The following is a 20,876-nucleotide window of genomic DNA, read 5'->3' as shown; positions in this document are numbered from 1 at the left end:
GAGGCGCCCCCTGATATCACCTGAGGACGTGCCTCAGGAGTCCTTGGGCCGACTTCTTCCGGTCGCTTCTTCCCGTGTCTTCCGTTACGAGTTGACCTGCGCGGCCACCGCGCTGGAGAAGGTGGTCAGCCGGGTGTAGATACCGGGGTACTGCGCGTCGGCGCAGCCGTAACCCCAGGAAACCACGCCTGCCAGGACGCCCCCGATCATCAGGGGACCGCCGCTGTCGCCCTGGCAGGTGTCAACGCCACCGGAGGAGTATCCGGCGCAGACCATGGAGCTCGCGATGAACTCGGAGCCGTAGGAGCTGGAACTGCCGCAGACCGAGTCGGCCACGACCGGCACGGTCGCCGTGCGCAGCTGGTTGGAGGAGGAACCGCCCGAGGAGGTGGTGCCCCAGCCGACGATGCGGGCGGTGGAGCCGGCCGCGTAGACGCCCGTCTGGGAGGAGCTGACGTAGGGCACCGTGGTGTACGGCTGCGCGACGGCGAGCGTCAGCACGGCCACGTCGCTGGTCATGGTGGAGCTGTTGTAGTTCGGGTGGATCCAGATCCTGCTGAGCGTGCTGACGGTGCCGTTCGTGCCGTTGCGGTAGGTGCGGCCACCGACGACGCGCGTGTTGGAGGTCGTTCTGCCGACCATGCAGTGCGCGGCGGTGATCACCTTGGTGGGCGACACCAGGGTGCCACCACAGAACTGGCTCTGCGAGGCGTTCGTGATCTGCATGACGTACGGGTACGCGCTCGCGGTGGTGGTGGTGCCACCCACGATGGGCTGGGGAGCGGCGACGGCGCCGGGCGCGGTCAGGAGTGCGGCGGCGGCAGCGGCGGCGGTGGCAGCGGCGGCGACCATCGACTTCTTGGCGCGGTTGAACCCGAACATGGTTCTCCTCATGGGGGGTTGCCGGTGGGGGACGCGCGGGTGGGGGGAGTGCACAGAGCCTGCGGTGCCGCCCCCGCTCGGGGGAGCCGAGCGGGGGCGGCGGGCCGGTCTGTGTGCCCTGGCGTGCGGCACGTCACAGAAACTAAGAGTCGGAGCGAGCCGCTCCCAAGGGGGGATCCCCCTAGGCGAGTTGGGGAGGGAAAACCCTCGATGACCCGGGCCGGGGTTTGAGCCTAGGCTGGAGCCGCAAGGTCGCCGCCCGCACACGCATGCCTCCGCGGCGCGGCAGACGACACGCAGACGGGAATGTGACGCGACAGGGCGCAGGTCCCGGGAGGGGCTCGTCAGCCGGTCCCGGGGAGGTCAGTTCGTACGGTGTCCCGCCGCCAGACGCACGATGTCCACACGCGACCGGATACCCAGCTTCCGGTAGACGCGTGTGAGGGTCGCCTCGACCGTCTTCACGCTGATGTACAGCCGGCCGGCGATCTCCCGGTTGGTCGCGCCCTCCATGACCAGCTCCGCGACCTGGCGTTCCGTCGCCGCGAGCACGGCGAGGGCGTCCAGCGCGGACGGGGCGATCGCGGGCTGCGGCGGCGGCGCCGGGGCGACCGAGGCCTTCTCCACCTGGCGCAGCCACGGCAGGGCGCGGCACCGGCGGAACAGCCGGGACGCCTCGTCGTACGCGCCCGGCGCGGGCGTCCCCCCTGGCCGGGCGGCACCGAGGCCCTGCGGCGCGGCGCGCAGCCCCGCCAGGGCGTATGCGGCCCGCGCCTCCTCCAGGCCGTAGCCGAGCTTGGCGAGCCGGTCCTGAGCCGACGTCAACTGCCGTACGGCGGCGTCCTGTTCACCCCGTGCCGCACGCACCAGGGCCTCGGCGCGGTCGAGCACGGCGAGCACGCTCTCCCGGCCGAGCCGCAACGCCTGCTGCCGGGTGACGTCGACGACGTCCTGTGCCTCCGCCAACTCGCCCACCCGCACCAGGGCTTCGGCGAGGTCGCCGTGCCACCGGCCGCGCGCGGGGTCGTTGATCCCCAGCCCGTCCTCCAACTCCCGTACGCGACGCAGGGACTGGACCGTTCCCGGCGCGTCACCCGCCACCAACTGGGCGTGCCCGAGGGCACCGAGGGCGCGGGAGAGGTACATCAGGTCGCCGTCCTGCTCGGCGCGGTCGGCGGCCTCGCGGGCGAGCGCCCGGGCCCGCTCCACATCGCCGCCGGCGGCCTCCGTGAGCGAGGTGAGCATGGCGGACGCGCCCTCGCCGATGCCGGAGTCCCGGGCCAGGACATAGCCCTCGCGGGCGAGGTCGAGGGCCCGGCCGCAGTGCCCGGAGCGCAGCTCGGTCTCGGCGAGGAAGCGCACGTAGTGCACCTCGCTCTCGACCATGCCGCGCCGACGGACCTCCCGCAGCAGGGAGGTGATCGTGGCGCGGGCCTCGCCGAGCTGGTCGCTCATCAGCAGCCAGCGGAAGCGGGTCGCGCCCGCCCCGTTGTGGTGGCACGCGAGCAGCGGGTCCTGCGGCTCCTTGAGCGCCCGTTTGATCGTCATGGGCGCGTCCGGGTGGCCCATCAGCATCTCGGTCTGCGCCTGGAAGGCGAGCGCGAGCAGCTCGGTGCGCCGGTCCTCGGCGCGTCCGGCCAGCTCGGCGGCGCGCGCGGCCTCCTCCCGGCTCTGCGCGAAGTCGCCCTCCAGGACCAGCGCCCGCCAGGCCAGCTGGTAGCGGACCAGCCCGAGCAGCCGCGGGTCGTCGCCCGCGTCGGCGAGGACCTGCGGGTAGACGGCGTCGACCTCGGCGAGGGACTGCCCGGCCGCGTCGATCACCACCATCCAGGCCCGGACCCGCTCGGCGGGCTCGGTGGCCCGGCTCAGCACCTCACGGGCGATGTCGCGGCCGAGGTCGTTCTCCCCGGCGGTGATCGCGTCCTCGGCCGCCTGCAGACGCCGCCCGTCCGGGCCGGGTGTCGCGTCCGCCGGGGTGTGCCGGGCCGAGAGCAGTCCCAGCTCGGCGGCGACCGAGGGCGCGCCCCGGTCCCGGGCCACGGCGGCGGCCTCGCCGAGCCGTGCGGCGACCTGCGGATCGGTGCCCTGGGTGGCCAGCGCCAGGTGCCGGGCCCGTTCGATGGGGTCGACGGCGGCGGTGGACAGCGCGGCGTGGGCGGCCCGCCGCTCCTGCGCGGTCGCCTCGGCGTACAGCGCCGCCGAGACCAGGGGGTGCGCGAACCGTACGCCCGGCGCCTCACGCTCCGGTGCGAGCAGGCCCAGCTCGACGGCCTGCGCGGTCTCCGCCTCGGCGTTCTCCCGCCCGGCGGCGCGCAGCAGCGCCACCGTGGGCCGGGCACCGGCGCTGGCGACCAGCAGGGTGCGGCGGGCCTCGGCGGAGAGCATGTCCAGCCGGTTCAGGACCAGGGTCCGCAGCGAGGTCGGCACGGGAAGCGGCTCGCCGGGGCGCGGCGGGGTCGAGCTGTCGGCGAGAGCGCGGCCCAGCTCCAGCGCGAACAGCGGGTTGCCGCCGCTGGTGCGGTGGATGTCGCGCACGGTCGAGCGGGGCAGACCGGTGTAGCCGCGGTTCTCCAGCAGCTCGGCGACGTGCGCCCGGGACAGCGGGGCGACCCGCAGGGCGAGGGTGTCGGGCGGGGACGCGCGTAGATACCTGTCCTGCTCGTGGCCATGGGGGTCCGTCGACGTGCGTACGGCGCACAGCATGCGCACGGGCATCTCCCCGAGCCGCCGCGCGGCGAACCCGAGCAGCTCCACACTGGCCGGATCCAGCCACTGGAGGTCGTCGGCGACGATCAGCACCGGGCCCTTGGCGGCCAGTGCGCGCAGCGTCGACAGCACGGCGAGCCGCAGGGCCAGCCCGTCACGCTGGAGCGTGGACTCGCCGCGGCCGGTGAGCGCGGACTCCAGCGCGGTGCGCTGCGGCGCGGGCAGCTGATCGGAGACCTCGTCCATGACCAGCCCGAGCAGGTCGGTCAGGGCGAGGAACGGCAGATGCGACTCGGACTCGGTGGCCGAGCAGCGCAGCACCGTCCGCGCCGATTCGTCGTATTCGGCGGCCAGGGCGCGCAGGACGGTCGATTTCCCGATGCCCGCGGAGCCGTGCACCAGCACGCTGCCGCCCCGCGAAAGCTGCTCGCGCGCCCCCGCGAACAGCTCCTCCCTGCCAATGACCAGGTCGGGGCGGGGTCTCCCAGGCTCCTTGAACTCCCGTCGCACGGGCCACCGCTCCCCTCGAGTGTCGTGTCCGGGCCAATATTAGGCGTCCTGTCTTTGAATTTCGGAACGCGGCCCGGTGTGGGAAATAACAGGAAGGGTACGGCATAGGGAATTTCACAGGCCCGTTACATGAATCCTCCCGGGACACGACAGCCGCGCTCCGTCAGGGGCGCGGGGAACCGCGCGACCGGCCCCCACCGGCCCCCACCGGCCCCCACTGTGCACCGCGCCGCACCCCGCACTGTGCACCGCACGGCACCGCACCCCGCTTCGTGCACCGCACGGCACCCCGCTTCGCTATGGCAACACCCCGGCCCGGCGGGCGGCCACCACCGCTTCCCACCGCCCGTGCGCCCCGAGCTTCCGCATGGCCGACCGCAGATACGCCTTCACCGTCTCGGGGCGCAGCCCCAGACGCTCCGCGGCGACCCGGTTGCTCGCACCTGTCGCTACGCACGCCAGCACATCCGTCTCACGCGCCGTGAGGACGACCCGGGGCACCCCCTCCGGCGGAGCGCCTCCCCCGCCGGCCACTCCGGCGAGGCGCCCGCACACCCGCAGCAGCTCCGCCCGCAGCTCCGGATCGTCGACGCGCGGAGCGAGCGCGCGCAGCGCCCCGTGTGCCTCCCGGACCTCCTCCCACGCCCCGGCCGAGTCCCCCTCGGGCGTCGGGGCGGTCGCGGCCAGCAGGTTCCGCGCCTCGTCGCGCACCACCAGCGCCTGCTCCATGTCCCGCGCCGCGTCCAGCGCGGCCGAGACCGTGCGGTCGCCCAGCGGCTGGGCCGCGCGCAGGGCGCCGTACAGCACGCCGCGCACCTGACGCCGTACGACGACGGGGACCGCGAGGACGGAGCGGATGCCCTCGGCGGCGACCGCGGCGTCGTACTCGTGGCTGATCCGGCGCGACACGGAGTAGTCGGTCACCCAGCACGGCCGGGCCAGGGCCACCGCCTTGCCGCCGAGACCGTTGCCGGAGTGCACGGCCAGACCCTGGAGCGAGGTGGTCCGGTTCCCCTGGAGTTCGCTGATGCGCAGTTGCCCGGGACCGGGCTCGACCAGACCGGCGAAGGCGAGCGGCAGCCCTGTGACCCGCCGCAGCCGGTGCAGTGCGCCGCGCAGGTCCGCCCGGCCCGACCAGGCCGGCCCGACGGAATCCGAGGGATGCAGTGCCACGAACTCGCCCCTTCCACGCGGCGCACCCCCGTTCGGGGGTAGTGAGACGTGTATCACGCATTACACGATGTCAGGCAACGGTCCGGCAATGAGGAGGACACATGTCGGCGAGGACGAGCGCCACGGAGGAGTTCCGGGCGGCCCGGGACTTCTTGCTGGCCCATCGCGAGGACTACGCCACGGCCTACAAGGGTTTCGACTGGCCCCGCCCCGAGTACTTCAACTGGGCGCTCGACTGGTTCGACGTGATCGCACGCGGGAACGACCGCACGGCCCTGCACCTAGTGGAGGAGGACGGCACCGAGACCCGTCTCTCCTTCGCCGAGATGTCCGAACGCTCCTCCCGTGTCGCCAACTGGCTGCGGAACCGGGGCGTCCGCGCCGACGACCGCGTCCTCGTGATGCTCGGCAACCAGGCGGAGTTGTGGGAGACCGCCCTCGCCGCGATGAAGCTGCGCGCCGTCGTCATCCCCGCGACCCCGCTGCTCGGCCCCGCCGATCTGCGGGACCGCGTGGAGCGCGGCCGGGTCCGGCACGTGATCGCGCGGGCCGAGGAGGCGGCCAAGTTCGCGGACGTGCCCGGCCGTTACACCCGCACCGCGGTCGGCGCCACGGTCGAGGGATGGCGGCCGTACGAGCAGGCCTACGCGGCCCCCGCCCGCTTCGAGCCGAACGGCGCGACCAACGCCACCGACCCGCTGATGCTGTACTTCACCTCGGGCACCACCGCCCGGCCCAAACTGGTCGAGCACACCCATGTGTCGTATCCCGTCGGCCACTTGGCCACCATGTACTGGATCGGTCTGCGCCCCGGCGACGTCCATCTCAACATCTCCTCGCCCGGCTGGGCCAAGCACGCCTGGTCCAACCTCTTCGCCCCGTGGAACGCGGAGGCGACCGTCTTCCTCCACAACTACACGCGCTTCGACGCGAGCCGACTGCTCGCGGAGATGGACCGCGCGCGGGTCACCACCTTCTGCGCCCCGCCCACCGTGTGGCGCATGCTCATCCAGGCCGACCTCGGTCAGCTGCGGACCCCGCCCCGTGAGGTCGTCGCGGCCGGTGAACCCCTCAATCCCGAGGTGATCGAGCAGGTCCGCCGCGCCTGGGGCGTCACCGTCCGGGACGGCTTCGGCCAGACCGAGTCCGCCGTCCAGGTCTCCAACAGCCCCGGCCAGGAGCTGAAGACCGGTTCGATGGGCCGCCCCGCCCCCGGCTACAAGGTCGTCCTCCTCGACCCCGTCACCGGCGCCCCCGACGCCGACGAGGGAGAGATCGCCCTCGACCTCTCGGGCCGCCCCGTCGGCCTCATGACCGGCTACCACGGAGACCCCGACCGTACGGCGGAGGCCATGGCCGGCGGCTACTACCGCACCGGCGACATCGGCTCCCGGGACCCGGACGGCTACCTCACCTACGTGGGCCGCGCGGACGACGTGTTCAAGGCCAGCGACTACAAGATCAGCCCCTTCGAGCTGGAGAGCGCCCTGCTGGAGCACGAGGCGGTCGCCGAGGCGGCCGTGGTGCCCGCGCCGGACGAGGTGCGGCTCGCCGTGCCGAAGGCGTACATCGTGCTCGCGGCCGGGTGGGAACCGGGCCCGGACACCGCGAAGGTGCTCTTCGAGCACTCCCGGACGGTCCTCGCCCCCTACAAGCGCCTGCGCCGCCTGGAGTTCGGCGAACTCCCGAAGACCGTCTCCGGCAAGATCCGCCGCATCGCGCTGCGCGAGGCCACGGCCGCGGGATCGGACGCGGAGTACCGCGAGGAGGACTTCCGGTGACCTCGTACGCCCACGGGACGAGCGCGACCCCGCTGCTCGGCGACACCATCGGCGCCAACCTCGACCGGGCCGTCGCCGCCTGGCCGGACCACGAGGCGCTCGTCGACGTGCCGTCCGGGCGGCGCTGGACGTACGCGCGCTTCGCCTCGGACGTCGACGACCTGGCGTACGCGCTGCTCGCGAGCGGTGTGGCCAAGGGCGACCGGGTGGGCATCTGGGCGGTCAACTGCGCCGAGTGGGTGCTGGTGCAGTACGCCACGGCCCGCATCGGCGCGATCATGGTCAACATCAACCCGGCCTACCGCACCCACGAGGTCGAGTACGTCCTCAAGCAGGCCGGGGTCTCGTTCCTGTTCGCCTCCCTCAGTCACAAGACCAGCGACTACCGGGCCATGGTCGAGCAAGTGCGCGGCAATTGCCCGGAGTTGAGGGAGACGGTCTACATCGGCGACCCGAGCTGGGACGCGCTGCTCGCGCGCGGGACACCGGTGCCGTACCCCGACCTGTCCTGCGACGAGCCGATCAACATCCAGTACACCTCGGGCACCACGGGCTTCCCCAAGGGGGCGACGCTCTCTCACCACAACATCCTCAACAACGGTTATTTCGTGGGGGAGTTGCTCGGCTACGGCGAGCAGGACCGGATCTGTGTGCCCGTGCCGTTCTACCACTGCTTCGGCATGGTGATGGGCAACCTCGCGGCGACCTCGCACGGCGCCTGCGTCGTCGTCCCGGCCCCCTCCTTCGACCCGCGGGCCACCCTGGAGGCCGTCGAGCGGGAGCGCTGCACCTCCCTGTACGGCGTACCGACCATGTTCATCGCGGAGTTGAACCTCCCCGACTTCGCCGCCCACGACCTGTCCTCCCTGCGTACCGGCATCATGGCGGGCTCGCCCTGCCCGGTGGAGGTCATGAAGCGGGTGGTGGCCGAGATGCACATGACGGAGGTCTCGATCTGCTACGGCATGACCGAGACCTCGCCCGTCTCCACCCAGACCCGGCGCGACGACGACCTGGCCCACCGCACCGGCACCGTGGGCCGCGTCCTGCCGCACATCGAGGTGAAGATCGTCGACCCGGTGACGGGGGCGACACAACCACGCGGCAGCGCGGGGGAGTTGTGCACCCGTGGCTACAGCGTGATGCTCGGCTACTGGGAGGAGCCGGAGAAGACCGCCGAGGCCGTCGACGCGGGACGGTGGATGCACACCGGGGACCTGGCGACGATGCGCGAGGACGGGTACGTCGAGATCGTCGGCCGGATCAAGGACATGATCATCCGTGGTGGGGAGAACATCTACCCGCGCGAGATCGAGGAGTTCCTGTACGGCCACCCGAAGATCGCCGACGTCCAGGTGGTGGGCGTGCCGCACGAGCGGTACGGCGAGGAGGTGCTCGCCTGCGTCATCCCGCGCGAGGCCGCCGAACCACCCACCCTGGAGGAGCTGCGGGCCTTCTGCGACGGGAGGTTGGCGCACTACAAGATCCCCAGCGCGCTGCGCGTCCTGGACGCCTTCCCGATGACGGTGTCGGGGAAGGTGCGCAAGGTCGAACTGCGGGAGCGGTACGCCGCCGGATAGCCATGTGGTCCGTGGCCGCGCGTGCGGTGCGGCGTGGCGCGTCGCTCAGGTGCTCGCGCCGGTGGCGACCAGCTCCGTCGCCGCGCGGTTCACCGGCTGCGGGGTGCCCGTGAGATCCAGGACGAACAGCGAGACGCCCAGGCCGTCGGCACGGTCGCGGGCGTCGTCCGCGTACCCGGCGAGGGAGAAGTACACGCAGTCGGTGGACTCCGTCATGGCGGTCAGCCACAGGCACTCGACGTCGCGCAGCGAGGCCGGGCGCACCGAAGGGTCCACCTGGGCCAGGACACCCCGCGCGGCGAGCCCGATCCCCGCGGGTTGGCGCTGGTCGGCGCGGCGGATGTCCTGGTAGCCCAGCCAGCGCAGATAGAGGGCCACGGCGGTGACCGCGTCGCGGGCCGTGCGGATGGTGACGGGGCGGAAGGCCGCCCGGGGGCCGTCGTCCGCCCCGGTCGTCTCCACGGCGTCGCCCGGGCCCAGCGGCCGCAGGGCGCCGGCCACGGGCACGCGCAGCACGGTCCCGCAGGAGCAGCCGAGCTCCGGGTGGGGCCACTGGTCGGCGCGGCCGCAGTTCCCGCAGCGGACGGTGACCCAGTCCTCGTCCCAGGTGCGGTGGGTGACCGTGGCGGGGGCGGCGCGGTGGTCGAGGGCCGGGGCGACCGGGGCGCCGCACGCACAGGGGTAGGCCGGGGCCGCGTACCGGTGCTCCCGCCCGCAGTCCGGGCACCGCACCGCCATGCTCTCGCTCATGCTCCCCACCCCACCGCCGGGCCCGTCGAAAACGCCTCCTCATCGTCCCCCGGGCAGGGCCCCTCCGGCAGGGAAACACCCCGAGACGCCCCGGTGGATTCCGGGCCCCACGCCCTTGACGCTCCCTGACCCGCCCCCTACATTGCTTTCCAGATAGTAGAAAACAATTTCCGCAATGTGGAATCAATGAGCAGTTGCGGAACTCACACCGACAGATCACGGAAGTGCTCACCGCGGGGCGCGACGGGAGCGCGAGTCCGGCAGCTGAAGCAGGAGTACGCAATGGCTCGTATGACCGCTGCCCGCGCGGCAGTCGAGATCCTCAAGCGCGAGGGAGTCCGTGACGCGTTCGGGGTCCCCGGTGCCGCGATCAACCCCTTCTACGCGGCCCTGAAGGCGGCCGGCGGCATCCAGCACACCCTCGCCCGGCACGTCGAGGGCGCGTCGCACATGGCCGAGGGGTACACCCGCACCCACCCCGGGAACATCGGGGTCTGTGTCGGCACCTCCGGGCCCGCCGGCACCGACATGATCACCGGGCTGTACTCGGCCATCGGTGACTCCGTCCCGATCCTCTGCGTCACGGGCCAGGCGCCCACGGCCGTCATCCACAAGGAGGACTTCCAGGCGGTCGACATCGCCTCCATCGCGGGGCCCGTCACCAAGATGGCCGTCACCGTCCTGGAGGCCGCGCAGGTCCCCGGCGTCTTCCAGAAGGCATTCCATCTGATGCGCTCCGGCCGCCCCGGGCCCGTCCTCGTCGACCTTCCCGTCGACGTGCAGCTCACCGAGATCGAGTTCGACCCGGACACGTACGAGCCGCTGCCGGTCTACAAGCCCGCCGCCACCCGCGCCCAGATCGAGAAGGCGATCGGGATGCTGAACGCGTCGCGGCGGCCGCTGATCGTCGCCGGCGGCGGGATCATCAACGCCGACGCCTGCGAACTCCTCGTGGAATTCGCCGAGTTGACCGGCGTGCCGGTGGTGCCCACCCTCATGGGTTGGGGCGTCCTGCCCGACGACCACGAGCTGAACGCCGGCATGGTCGGCCTCCAGACCTCGCACCGCTACGGCAACGCCACCTTCCTGGAGTCCGACTTCGTCCTCGGCATCGGCAACCGCTGGGCCAACCGGCACACCGGGAAGCTGGACGTCTACACGGCCGGACGCACGTTCGTGCACGTCGACGTCGAGCCCACCCAGATCGGCAGGATCTTCGCTCCCGACTACGGCATCGCCTCCGACGCCAAGGCCGCGCTGGAGCTGTTCGTCGCGGTGGCACGGGAGCTGCGGGCGGCCGGCCGGCTGCCGGACCGCTCCGCGTGGGCGGCCGACACGCAGGACCGCAGGGCCCGTCTCCAACGCCGTACGCACTTCGACGACATCCCGATCAAGCCGCAGCGTGTGTACGAGGAGATGAACAGGGCCTTCGGGCCCGAGACCCGGTATGTCTCCACCATCGGCCTCTCGCAGATCGCCGGCGCCCAGATGCTGCACGTCTACCGCCCGCGCCACTGGATCAACTGCGGGCAGGCGGGCCCCCTGGGCTGGACCGTGCCGGCCGCGCTCGGCGTCGCCAAGGCCGATCCGGAGGCCTCCGTCGTCGCCCTGTCCGGTGACTACGACTTCCAGTTCATGATCGAGGAGTTGGCCGTCGGGGCACAGCACCGCATCCCGTACGTCCACGTCCTGGTCAACAACTCCTACCTGGGCCTCATCCGGCAGGCCCAGCGCGCCTTCGACATCGACTTCCAGGTCAACCTGGAGTTCGAGAACGTCAACTCGCCCGAGCTGGGCGTCTACGGCGTCGACCACGTCAAGGTCGCCGAGGGCCTCGGCTGCAAGGCGATCCGGGTGACGGACCCGGCCGACCTGGGCGCCGCGTTCGAGCAGGCCAAGAAGCTCGCGGCGGAGTACCGGGTGCCGGTGGTCGTCGAGGCGATCCTGGAGCGCGTCACCAACATCGCGATGTCGACGACGAACGACATCGGCAACGTGGTCGAGTTCGAGGAGACCGCGACGGAGCCGGGGCACGCGCCCACGTCCGTCAAGCCGTTGCGGGTCTGAGGGCCTGAAGGCTTGAGGGTCTGCGGGTCTGCGGGTCTGAAGGGCATCCGCGGTGGTGTGGAGCATCGCCGGTGACCAGGGCGTCGGCGGTGTTTCGCTGGATTCAGGGGCGGCTCATCCGGGGGGTGGGCCGCCCCGTCCCGTGCCCGGGTCCTCGTACGGCGCCGAGCGTCTCGGAGAGGGCGGGCGGACAGGGAGAAGGGAGGCCTTGCGGCGACGTGACCTCGCGTGATGCGAGCCGCTTTGTCGCGCCGCCGCGCTCGGCCTCCCCCGTTGCCCCGGTTCACCCCCGATCCCCGGGCCCCCGTTTCCCCCGTTTCCCCCGTTCCCCCGTTCCCCCGTTCTTGCGTTTCCCCTGATTCCCCCGTTGGTTCCCCCGTGGGGCTCTTTCCCCCGTGCCCCCGTTTTCCCCCGTGGGGCTTTCCCCCGTCGAGGCCCGCCGCCCCCGTGCCGGCGGGCCTCGTGTGTCGAGAATGTGCCCTGCCCCAGGGGCAGTTGAAGCCCCCAGGCGTGCTTTCAGAGGTTGATTTGAGGGTTCCGTAGACGCTCTACGCAGCCTTGCGTAGGCAGCGGGCGCCGACGGCCGCCGGTGATCGGGGTGTCGCACCCTGATCGCGAAAGGCCCGGCACCGGCTGGGCGGTGCGCGGGCGGAGCGAGAACGACGGGTCGGATCGACGGGTCGGACCGCGGCGGCCGCGGCGGCTCCGGCCTCGCGTCCCTCACGTCGAGACGCGGGCCGGGGCCTTCACCACCGCACTGGCGCGCAGTGCCGCCGCGGTCCGTGCCCTGCCCGCGAGCGGCCGACGCTCACCCCTCATCCGGGTCGGTCGGAAACGGTCGCGGGCGGTGCGTCCGGTGGCTGATGGGTGTCCACCAGGGACCGGACGCCGATCGGGGATGGCAGGGGATGGAGGAAGTCGATCGCCGGGGCGGGGCGCACTGCACACCCGCCGGCGACGGCCCGAGCTTCACCCCCCGTCAGGGGTCGTACGGCCGTCGAGGCGGGCCCGCCGACGTCGCTCAGGAAGTCGGCGTACCCGGGACGGCGGTTCCGGCCCGCGGCGGCGCCTGGGCGCGACAGGACAGATGTCGGCGCCGCCGCGGACCGGAAGTTCGGGTGCGGGCTCGCTCAGACCTGGGCGCCGGAGAGGCGTTCCACGGCCCGCAGCAGGGCGGAGTGGTCGAGGCCGCCGTCGCCCTGGGCGCGCAGCGAGGCGACCAGTTGGGCTACCACGGCGCCGACCGGCAGGGCGGCGCCCACGGTGCGGGCCGCGTCGGTGACGATGCCCATGTCCTTGTGGTGCAGGTCGATGCGGAAGCCCGGCTTGAAGTCCCGGTTCAGGAAGTTGTCCTTCTTGCGGGTCAGCACGGTCGAGCCGGCGAGCCCGCCACCCAGGACGTCGAGGGCAGCCGCCAGGTCGACACCCGACTTCTCCAGGAAGACCACGGCCTCGGCGCACGCCTGGATGTTGACGGCGACTATCAGCTGGTTCGCGGCCTTCACGGTCTGCCCGGCACCGTGCGGACCGCACAGCACGATCGTCCTGCCGAGCGCCTCGAACAGCGGTGCGGCCTCGTCGAAGTCGGGCCGGTCGCCGCCGACCATGATGGACAGCACGGCCTCGACGGCGCCCGCCTCACCACCGGAGACCGGGGCGTCGAGCACCCGGATGCCCTTTTCCTGCGCGGCCTTCGCCAGGTCGACGGAGGTCTGCGGGGTGATGGACGACATGTCGATCAGCAGGGTGCCGGGCCGGGCGTTGGCCAGGATGCCGTCGGGGCCGTACGCGATGGCCTCGACCTGCGGGGAGGCGGGCACCATCGTGATGACGACGTCGGCGTCGCGCACGGCCTCGGCGACGGAGGCCGCAGCGGTCCCGCCGGCGGCGGTCAGCCGGTCCAGCTTGTCCTGCTCCAGGGTGTGGCCGGTGACGTCGTAACCCGCCTTGATCAGGTTCTCGGACATGGGGGAGCCCATGATGCCGAGGCCTATCCACGCGACCTTGGGGAGATTGCTCATGGTGAGGGGGCCTCTCTGACTGCTCTGCTACGGCGGTGGGGTGGGCCTCAGCCGGCCGCGCGGGCCTCCCGGGGGAGCCACTCGAAGGCCGCGGAGCTCGGCCGGTCGCCCGGCTTGTACTCCAGGCCGACCAGGCCCTCGTAACCGGCCTTGCCCAGCTGGTCGAGGAGGTCCTCCAAGGGGACGGCCCCGGTGCCGGGGACGCCGCGGCCGGGGTTGTCGGCGATCTGCACGTGCCCGGTCCGCCCGGTGTGCTCGGCGATCACCCGCGGGAGGTCCTCCCCGTTCATGGACAGGTGGTAGAGGTCCATCAGGAAGCGCGCGTTGCCGAGGCCCGAGGCCTCGTTGACCTTGTCGACGACGGCGACGGCGGCCGGGGCCGACACCAGGGGGTAGAGCGGTGACTCCACCTTGTTCAGGGCCTCGATCAGCAGGATCGCGCCGATCCGGTCGGCGGCCCGGGCGGCCAGGACCAGGTTGTGCAGGGCCAGGGCGTCCTGCTCGGCCGGGTCCACACCGGTGACACGGTTGCCGTACAGGGCGTTGAGCGCCCCGCAGCCGACGGACTCGGCGAACTCCGCGACCACGTCGACGTTGGCGCGGAAGCGCTCCGCTTCCTCGCCCGGGATCGACAGCGCGCCCCGGTCCGGCCCCGGCAGCACCCCCGAGTAGAAGTTCAGCCCGGTCAGCCGCACGCCCGCGTCCTGCAACGAGCCCCGCAGGGCGTCGAGTTCGGACCGAGGGGGAGTGGGGGAGTCGACCCAGGGCCACCACAGCTCGACCGCGGTGAAGCCGGCCGCGGCGGCGGCCGCGGGGCGCTCCAGGAGCGGGAGTGCCGTGAAGAGGATCGACAGGTTGACGGTGTAGCGCTGCTCCGCGAATCCCATGGGGCCTCGGACGCTCCCTTCCGTGCACTCGCTGCTTCCATCCGGACAATATTCCGTATGATGGAATCTAGTTTCTGCTTAATGGAAGATTGCCGTCGGCGGTCGGAGCTTGTCAAGAGGGCTCGATGGAAAACGGCACCGCGCGTTAGGTTGTGCGCGTGCGATTGAGAGTGGAGTTCACGACCGAGCCCTTCGACCTCGACGAGGCCCCGGCGCACGCGCTCGTGGCGCGGGAGGTCGTCGAGGCGGCCGACCTGGACGCGGTCGACGTCGGCCCGTTCGGCAACACGGCGGAGGGTCGGGCCGACGCCGTGCTCACGGCCGTGGACACCCTGCTGCGCCGGACCCTGGAGTCCGGCGCCACTCGGATCTCGCTCCAGGTCAATGTGATCGGGGAGGGCGGCGAGTGACCGGCGCCGGCGAGGAGCGCTTCGTCGCGGCCGTCAAGCCGCTGGTCGACGCGATGGGCGGCCTCATGCTGCCGCCGGACGAGGCCGGCCCCGACGACGTCGTCCTGGCCTGGGAGGGCGCCGACGTCGTCGCCGTACGGCTGCCGCAGCTCGCCGAATCGCTGGATCACATCCTCGCCGCGATGGAGCGCCAGAAGGGCAGGCCGCTCGCCGACCTCGACCGCAGGGCCAAGCAGGAGGTCGTACGGACCCTGGAGGCGCGCGGCGCCTTCTCCGTGCGCCACGGCGTGGAGACCGTCGCGAGCGCCCTCGGGGTCAGCCGCTTCACCGTCTACAACTACCTAAACCGGGACAAAGAGTCCTGAGCCCCACGGCCGAGTGCCGTAACCGCGATTTTTCAACAAACTGTTGACGCGATGTCGCCGCGGGGCGTTAGCTTGCCGTAGCCAGTCCAGCACCACGGCGACGGAGGCTCCCGTGACTTCGCGTACTTCGCGTTCCTCGACACCGGGCCTCGCCCGTTTCAACGCCCTGGAGGAGCACGCGGCCGTCGCCGCGCTCCACGAGGCGTGCGCCTCGGAAGCATGGGGGCGCAGACTCCTCGCCGGCCGCCCCTACGCCGCCGTCGAGGACCTCCTCGCCGCCAGTGACGCCGCCATGGCCGAGCTGAGCGAGGAGGATCTGGCGCAGGCCATGGCCGGGCATCCCCCGATCGGCCGTCCGAAGCCGGGCGACCCGACCTCGGCCCGTGAGCAGCGCGGCATGGCCGGCGCCTCCGACGAGCTCAGGGCGGAGATGCTCGAACTGAACCTGGCCTACCAGGAGAAGTTCGGTCATGTCTTCCTGATCTGCGCCACCGGCCGGACCGGCGAGCAGATGCGCGACGCGGTCCGGGACCGGATCGGCAACGCGCCGGAGCGGGAACGCGAGATCGTCCGCACCGAACTGGGCAAGATCAACCGCATCCGCCTGGCCCGGCTCGTCGACGTCGAAGAGGAAGCCCGATCATGAGCACCAGCACGACCGCCTCGGTGTCCACGCACATCCTGGACACCTCCGTCGGCCGTCCCGCCGCGGGCGTCGCCGTCCACGTCGCAGCCCGCTCCGGACGGGAAGCGGACTGGCGGGCGCTCGGCGGCTCGGCGACCGACGCCGACGGCCGCTGCAAGGACCTCCCGGCCCTGCCGGAGGGCACCACACAGGTGCGACTCGACTTCGAGGTCGAGCCGTACCTCGCCCGGAACGCCGCACAGACCGTGCACAAGCAAGCCGATGCGCAGCAGGACGCCCCCGCGAATCGGGACAGCGGTGCCGTGTTCTTCCCCGAGGTCGTCATCACCTTCACGGTGACACCCGGCGAGCACTACCACGTACCGCTGCTGCTCAACCCGTTCGGCTACTCCGTTTATCGAGGGAGCTAGCTATGCCCATCCTTGGACCCAACCAGTACGGCAAGGCCGAGAACCGCGTCGTACGCATCACGCGGGACGGCGCCACCCACCACATCAAGGACCTCAACGTCTCGGTCTCGCTGAGCGGCGACATGGACGAGGTCCACCTCTCGGGCTCGAACGCGAACGTCCTGCCGACGGACACCACCAAGAACACCGTGTACGCCTTCGCCAAGGAGCACGGCATCGAGTCCGCCGAACAGTTCGGCATCCATCTCGCCCGGCACTTCGTGACCTCCCAGCCGGCCATCCACCGGGCCCGCATCCGTATCGAGCAGTACGCCTGGGAGCGCATCGAGCACGGCGGCGAGGGCGCGCACTCCTTCGTCCGGCAGGGCCAGGAGACCCGGCTGACCCAGATAACCCACGACGGCTCGTCGTGGGAGGTCGTCTCCGGTCTCAAGGACCTCACGGTGATGAACTCGACGGACTCCGAGTTCTGGGGGTACGTCAAGGACAAGTACACGACCCTGCCCGAGGCGCACGACCGCATCCTCGCCACCGAGGTCTCCGGCCGCTGGCGCTTCAACTGGACCGACGACGAGCAGCCGATGCCCGACTGGGAGGCGTCCTACGAGCAGGTGAAGCAGCACCTGCTCCGGGCCTTCGCCGAGACGTACTCGCTCTCGCTCCAGCAGACCCTCTACCAGATGGGCGTACGGATCATCGACCACCGCGAGGAGATCGACGAGGTCCGCTTCTCCCTCCCGAACAAGCACCACTTCCTGGTGGACCTGGCCCCCTTCGGGCTCAAGAACGACAACGAGGTGTACTTCGCCGCCGACCGCCCCTACGGCCTGATCGAGGCCACGGTCCTGCGGGACGGGTGCGAGGCGAAGATCCCGGCGGACCTGACCAACCTCTGAGGGGCGCACCATGACATCAGTTCAGCGCATCGTGATCGAGAACTGTTCGATCGCGACCGTGGACGCCGACGACACCGAGTACGCCACCGGCCATCTCGTCATCGCCGGCGACCGCATCGAGTCGCTCGGCAGCGGGCGGGCCCCCGAGGACCTGCCGGACGTCGTACGCCGTATCGACGCGACAGGCCACCTGGTGACCCCCGGCCTGGTCAACACCCACCACCACTACTACCAGTGGATCACCCGGGGCCTCGCCACCGACCACAACCTCTTCGACTGGCTCGTCGCGCTCTACCCGACCTGGGCCCGCATCGACGAGCAGATGGTCCACGCGGCGGCCCAGGGCTCCCTGGCGATGATGGCCCGCGGCGGCGTCACCACCGCGATGGACCACCACTACGTCTACCCGAAGGGCTCGGGCGACCTGTCGGGAGCGATCATCCGCGCCGCCCGCGAGACGGGCGTCCGTTTCACCCTGGCCCGCGGCTCCATGGACCGCGGCGAGAAGGACGGCGGCCTGCCCCCGGACTTCGCCGTCGAGAGCCTCGAAGGCGCCCTCGCGGCGACCGAGGCCACTGTCAAGGAGCACCACGACGCCTCCTTCGGTGCGATGACCCAGGTGGCCGTCGCGCCCTGCTCGCCGTTCTCGGTCTCCACCGAACTGCTGCGTGAGGGCGCCGAGTTGGCCCGTCGCCTCGGGGTGCGGCTGCACACCCACGGCTCGGAGACGGTCGAGGAGGAGAAGTTCTGCCACGAGCTGTTCGGTATGGGCCCGACCGACTACTTCGAGTCCACGGGCTGGCTCGGCGAGGACGTGTGGATGGCCCACTGCGTCCATATGAACGACTCCGACATCGAGGCCTTCGCCCGTACGAAGACGGGTGTCGCCCACTGCCCGTCGTCCAACGCCCGGCTGGCGGCGGGGATCGCCCGGGTCCCCGACATGCTGGCGGCCGGCGTCCCGGTCGGCCTCGGCGTCGACGGCACGGCCTCCAACGAGTCCGGCGAACTCCACACCGAGCTGCGCAACGCGCTCCTGATCAACCGCCTCGGCGCCCACCGCGAGGCCGCCCTCACCGCCCGCCAGGCGCTCCGGCTCGGCACGTTCGGCGGCGCCCAGGTCCTGGGCCGGGCGCGGGAGATCGGCTCCCTGGAGCCCGGCAAGCTCGCCGACCTGGTCCTCTGGAAGCTCGACACGCTCGCGCACGCCTCGATCGCCGACCCGGTGGCCGCCCTGGTCCTGGGCGCGGCTGCCCCGGTGACGGCGTCGTTCGTGAACGGCCGGCAGATCGTGGAGAACAACCGTCTGCTGCACGTCGACGAGGACGCGATCGCCCGCTCGACGCGGCAGGAGGCACGGCGGCTGGCGCGGATCGCCGCCGGGGCCTGACCCGCTGAGCTCTGGTCGAGGGGGACGGCCCTCGACCAGAGCCGTGGACCTCGGTGAGGTCCACGGCAGCCGTCTCCGGGGCGCGCACGCGCGTGCGCGCCCCGGAACGGTGTCCCGGGCGGGCCGTCCCGGGTGGGCCGCACGCGCCGGCGGGGTCCGTCAGGCGAGTGCCGCGAGCCGGTCCCGGACCCGGGTCGCGACCGTGTACGTGTCGCCGGCCGGCTCGGTCGCGAGCGTCCCCGGGTTCCGCGCCCAGCGGTCCTCCAGGGCGAACCAGTCGATCTTCGCCGGTGTCCGGCCCGCGGCCAGCGCGGCCCTCAGCTCCGCGAAGTAGGTCGACCAGCGCAACCGGTACAGCCCACCGACCAGTCCCGCCCACTCCCGGTTGGCGTAGTCCCGCAGCCCCGCGTCCGCTCCCTTCCGGGTCCCCCACACGGTCAGCAGCGACAGGTTGTCGTACGCCAGCTGGTCCCGCTCGGCGGCGTCCGCGCCCCAGGAGCGGGCCTGAGCGACCCAACGGCCCAGCAGATGACGGGAGTCGGTGGCCACCAGCTCGTCCAGCAGATCGATGAGCGACAGCCAGTCCGCGCTCGACCTCGCGAAGAGCGCGGTGTCCCCCGCGTCGTAGGCCGCCTTGATCTGCGGCAGCATCACCCGGCTGCGGTTGGCGAGAGCCTGGCGGGCCACGTCGAGGAGGTCGCGGCGATACGCCGCCGAGACCCGCAACTCGGGCCGCACCCGCAGCAGTTCGTCCAGGGCGGGCTCGAACTCGGCCGCGCTGTAACGGAGTTGCTTCGGGGACCAGCGTCCGGCCCGTACGGCGTTCAGGGCCGGCCTGGCACCGAACAGGCCGTCGGCGCCCTCGCTCCAGGAGTCGGCGCGGGTGGTGCCGTACGCGGTGCGGCGCAGGATGTCCCAGGCGGCCCCGGCATGCGGATCGAGGGCGCCGTACCGGGCGTGCGCCCACTCGGCGAACCAGGTCTTCAGGTCCAACTCGCCCTCTCGCCAGGCGAGTTCCGAGAACAGGGTGAAGGCGGCCGGGTTGTTGTCCGCCGCCTCCGGCATCAGGGCGATCCCCCGGAGCCTGCTGCCGTCCTTCGTGCGCCACTTCTCGTACAGCGCGGCCCAGTCGGGGGTGTTGGCGCCGAGCGCGGTGTGCCCGCCGAAGTTCCAGATGGAACCGAAGGCGTACGGGGTGTCGCCCCAGTCGGCCTCGCGGTCGGTGACCGTGGGGAAGCGGTCGGAGAGGCCGTCGACGACGAGCATGCGCTCCTTGTCGACGGCGTCGACGATCGCCCGCGGCGGGTTGTGCTGCCAGCCGAGGATCACCCAGGTGGCCCCCGGATGCGCCCGCTGGAGCGCGCGCTCGACGCCCTTCGCCGCGTCGGCCACGGGGACGTCACCCGGGTCGCCGCCCTCGTGCAGCAGGTCCATCTTGTACAGCGTCGACGGACCGAACATCTCGTCCTGCACCCGGTAGAAGGCGGCAGCGACCGTGGCGAACTCGGCCCCGCGCGGGTCCAGCCAGTCGGGGCGCGCGAAGCCCATCCACTCGCCCTGCGGCACGGTCCGTGCCCCCGGGACCCGCTCCGCGAAGCCCGCCGGGACCGTCCCGAAGTAGCCGGGGAACACCGGTGTCATCCCCAGCTCCCGGGCCCGGTCGGCGATCCGGCGGCCGAGGACGGCCCGCGCGTCCAGGATTTGCCGGGAGACGGGGGAGGGGAAGGCGGACAGGTTCTGCAGCAGCCACCACGGCTGGTGGGCCGGGCCCGGCACCCACGCCCGCAGCTCCTCCTCGCCGTACCCGAACTCCTGGAACACCCGGTGGTACAGCGCGTCCGCGCCCGCGTAGACGAGGACCTCGTTGTAGCCGTGCAGCGCCAGCACGTCCAGCTCGCGCTCCCAGTACCCCCAGTCCAGGTACGCGCCCGTGTATCCGTCGTTGGTGTCGTTGAGGGCGAAGCGGTGGACTACGTTCGCCCGGCGGCTCACCGCCTGGTCGAGGCCCGGCAGCTCACGCGGCAGGAGGTCCGTCTGCTCGCCCGCCCAGTTGATGTCGGCGTACGCGACGTGTTTCAAGTACCAGTTGAGACCGGTGAGTTGTGTGGCCGGGGTGTCACCGGCGACGGTGATGCGGCCCGTGCTGCCCGAGACGCGGAAGGTGTCCTTCTCCCTGCCCTCCAGGAAGGTGATCTGCCGCCAGTGGTCCGGCAGCAGCCTTCTGGTCGCCACCGAGGCCGTGCGCTGTGCCTTGTCGGTGCGGGGCGCGTCGTCCGAGGGGATCGCGCGGGCCGTGGTGCAGGCGGCGGCGGAACCGGCGGCGAACGCGGTGAGCAGGGCACGGCGGGCGAGCGGCATGGTGTCTCCGGGGGTGCGGTGGGGGGTACGCCGTGGGAGGAATA

Annotated in this window: 16 protein-coding genes; 9 read left to right on the top strand and 7 right to left on the bottom strand. The window is 72.0% G+C overall.

Going from position 1 to position 20,876, the window contains the following annotated elements; translation table 11 throughout:
• Positions 1–84 precede the first annotated feature (84 nt).
• From ACZ9QC_RS07860 to ACZ9QC_RS07850, 3 genes are all read right to left on the bottom strand, one after another.
• Positions 85–882 (bottom strand): S1 family peptidase, encoded by a 798-nt coding sequence (locus ACZ9QC_RS07860; RefSeq protein ID WP_472919477.1) that lies wholly within the window; start codon positions 880–882, stop codon positions 85–87.
• A gap of 363 nt (positions 883–1,245) precedes the next feature.
• The gene (locus ACZ9QC_RS07855) at positions 1,246–4,098 is read right to left on the bottom strand and encodes a helix-turn-helix transcriptional regulator (RefSeq protein ID WP_472919476.1); all 2,853 of its coding nucleotides are present in this window, start codon (positions 4,096–4,098) and stop codon (positions 1,246–1,248) included.
• Positions 4,099–4,395: 297 nt separating this feature from the next.
• Entirely contained in the window at positions 4,396–5,271 is an 876-nt protein-coding gene (locus tag ACZ9QC_RS07850) for a helix-turn-helix transcriptional regulator (protein ID WP_472919475.1), read from the bottom strand.
• A gap of 101 nt (positions 5,272–5,372) precedes the next feature.
• Between ACZ9QC_RS07850 and ACZ9QC_RS07845 the strand changes: the two genes are divergently transcribed.
• Positions 5,373–7,052: an AMP-binding protein gene (locus ACZ9QC_RS07845; protein WP_472919474.1), complete on the top strand. Its 1,680-nt coding sequence runs from the start codon at positions 5,373–5,375 to the stop codon at positions 7,050–7,052.
• Positions 7,049–8,632 carry an AMP-binding protein gene (locus tag ACZ9QC_RS07840; RefSeq protein WP_472919473.1) on the top strand — a complete coding sequence of 528 codons (1,584 nt, stop codon included), beginning with the start codon at positions 7,049–7,051 and terminating at the stop codon, positions 8,630–8,632. The genes ACZ9QC_RS07845 and ACZ9QC_RS07840 overlap by 4 nt, the downstream gene beginning before the upstream one ends.
• 45 nt (positions 8,633–8,677) lie before the next feature.
• On the opposite strand, the gene ACZ9QC_RS07835 is transcribed toward ACZ9QC_RS07840, so the two are convergent.
• Positions 8,678–9,382, bottom strand: coding sequence for a hypothetical protein (locus tag ACZ9QC_RS07835; protein WP_472919472.1), 705 nt, complete (start codon positions 9,380–9,382; stop codon positions 8,678–8,680).
• 282 nt (positions 9,383–9,664) lie between these two features.
• Between ACZ9QC_RS07835 and gcl the strand changes: the two genes are divergently transcribed.
• On the top strand, positions 9,665–11,449 hold the full coding sequence (gcl, locus tag ACZ9QC_RS07830; protein WP_472919471.1) for a glyoxylate carboligase: 1,785 nt from the start codon (positions 9,665–9,667) through the stop codon (positions 11,447–11,449).
• Between the two features lie 1,130 nt (positions 11,450–12,579).
• Here the strand turns inward: gcl and ACZ9QC_RS07825 are convergent.
• Together ACZ9QC_RS07825 and ACZ9QC_RS07820 are read right to left on the bottom strand one after the other, a co-directional pair.
• Positions 12,580–13,470 carry a 2-hydroxy-3-oxopropionate reductase gene (locus tag ACZ9QC_RS07825; protein ID WP_472919470.1) on the bottom strand — a complete coding sequence of 297 codons (891 nt, stop codon included), beginning with the start codon at positions 13,468–13,470 and terminating at the stop codon, positions 12,580–12,582.
• Between the two features lie 47 nt (positions 13,471–13,517).
• On the bottom strand, positions 13,518–14,357 hold the full coding sequence (locus ACZ9QC_RS07820) for a TIM barrel protein (protein ID WP_472919469.1): 840 nt from the start codon (positions 14,355–14,357) through the stop codon (positions 13,518–13,520).
• A gap of 158 nt (positions 14,358–14,515) precedes the next feature.
• On the opposite strand from ACZ9QC_RS07820, the gene ACZ9QC_RS07815 reads away from it, so the two are divergent.
• From ACZ9QC_RS07815 to ACZ9QC_RS07790, 6 genes are all read left to right on the top strand, one after another.
• The gene (locus ACZ9QC_RS07815; RefSeq protein ID WP_472919468.1) at positions 14,516–14,767 is read left to right on the top strand and encodes a YkoF family thiamine-binding protein; all 252 of its coding nucleotides are present in this window, start codon (positions 14,516–14,518) and stop codon (positions 14,765–14,767) included.
• Positions 14,764–15,132 (top strand): helix-turn-helix domain-containing protein, encoded by a 369-nt coding sequence (locus ACZ9QC_RS07810; protein ID WP_472919467.1) that lies wholly within the window; start codon positions 14,764–14,766, stop codon positions 15,130–15,132. Before ACZ9QC_RS07815 ends, ACZ9QC_RS07810 begins: the two co-directional genes overlap by 4 nt.
• A 112-nt stretch (positions 15,133–15,244) precedes the next feature.
• Positions 15,245–15,778 (top strand): 2-oxo-4-hydroxy-4-carboxy-5-ureidoimidazoline decarboxylase, encoded by a 534-nt coding sequence (uraD, locus tag ACZ9QC_RS07805; RefSeq protein WP_472919466.1) that lies wholly within the window; start codon positions 15,245–15,247, stop codon positions 15,776–15,778.
• A complete protein-coding gene (uraH, locus tag ACZ9QC_RS07800; RefSeq protein ID WP_472919465.1) occupies positions 15,775–16,188 on the top strand; it encodes a hydroxyisourate hydrolase in 414 nt (137 codons plus the stop codon). The genes uraD and uraH overlap by 4 nt, the downstream gene beginning before the upstream one ends.
• Positions 16,189–16,190: 2 nt before the next feature.
• Positions 16,191–17,084 carry a factor-independent urate hydroxylase gene (gene pucL / locus ACZ9QC_RS07795; protein ID WP_472919464.1) on the top strand — a complete coding sequence of 298 codons (894 nt, stop codon included), beginning with the start codon at positions 16,191–16,193 and terminating at the stop codon, positions 17,082–17,084.
• Between the two features lie 10 nt (positions 17,085–17,094).
• Positions 17,095–18,474, top strand: a complete 1,380-nt coding sequence (locus tag ACZ9QC_RS07790) for an 8-oxoguanine deaminase (RefSeq protein ID WP_472919463.1) — start codon at positions 17,095–17,097, stop codon at positions 18,472–18,474.
• Between the two features lie 159 nt (positions 18,475–18,633).
• On the opposite strand, the gene ACZ9QC_RS07785 is transcribed toward ACZ9QC_RS07790, so the two are convergent.
• Entirely contained in the window at positions 18,634–20,832 is a 2,199-nt protein-coding gene (locus ACZ9QC_RS07785) for an alpha-N-acetylglucosaminidase (RefSeq protein WP_472919462.1), read from the bottom strand.
• Positions 20,833–20,876 lie beyond the last annotated feature (44 nt).

This window comes from Streptomyces sp. HUAS MS02 (assembly GCF_055702265.1).
The sequence above is the reverse complement of the archived record's forward strand: the minus strand, read 5'-3'. Positions and strand labels throughout refer to the sequence as shown.

Bases quoted from the DNA above. Each gene is read 5' to 3' on its own strand.
- ACZ9QC_RS07860 (WP_472919477.1), bottom strand. From the start codon at position 882: ATGTTCGGGTTCAACCGCGCCAAGAAGTCGATGGTCGCCGCCGCTGCC.
- ACZ9QC_RS07845 (WP_472919474.1), top strand. From the start codon at position 5,373: ATGTCGGCGAGGACGAGCGCCACGGAGGAGTTCCGGGCGGCCCGGGAC.
- ACZ9QC_RS07835 (WP_472919472.1), bottom strand. From the start codon at position 9,382: ATGAGCGAGAGCATGGCGGTGCGGTGCCCGGACTGCGGGCGGGAGCAC.
- gcl (WP_472919471.1), top strand. From the start codon at position 9,665: ATGGCTCGTATGACCGCTGCCCGCGCGGCAGTCGAGATCCTCAAGCGC.
- ACZ9QC_RS07825 (WP_472919470.1), bottom strand. From the start codon at position 13,470: ATGAGCAATCTCCCCAAGGTCGCGTGGATAGGCCTCGGCATCATGGGC.
- ACZ9QC_RS07820 (WP_472919469.1), bottom strand. From the start codon at position 14,357: ATGGGATTCGCGGAGCAGCGCTACACCGTCAACCTGTCGATCCTCTTC.
- uraH (WP_472919465.1), top strand. From the start codon at position 15,775: ATGAGCACCAGCACGACCGCCTCGGTGTCCACGCACATCCTGGACACC.
- pucL (WP_472919464.1), top strand. From the start codon at position 16,191: ATGCCCATCCTTGGACCCAACCAGTACGGCAAGGCCGAGAACCGCGTC.
- ACZ9QC_RS07790 (WP_472919463.1), top strand. From the start codon at position 17,095: ATGACATCAGTTCAGCGCATCGTGATCGAGAACTGTTCGATCGCGACC.
- ACZ9QC_RS07785 (WP_472919462.1), bottom strand. From the start codon at position 20,832: ATGCCGCTCGCCCGCCGTGCCCTGCTCACCGCGTTCGCCGCCGGTTCC.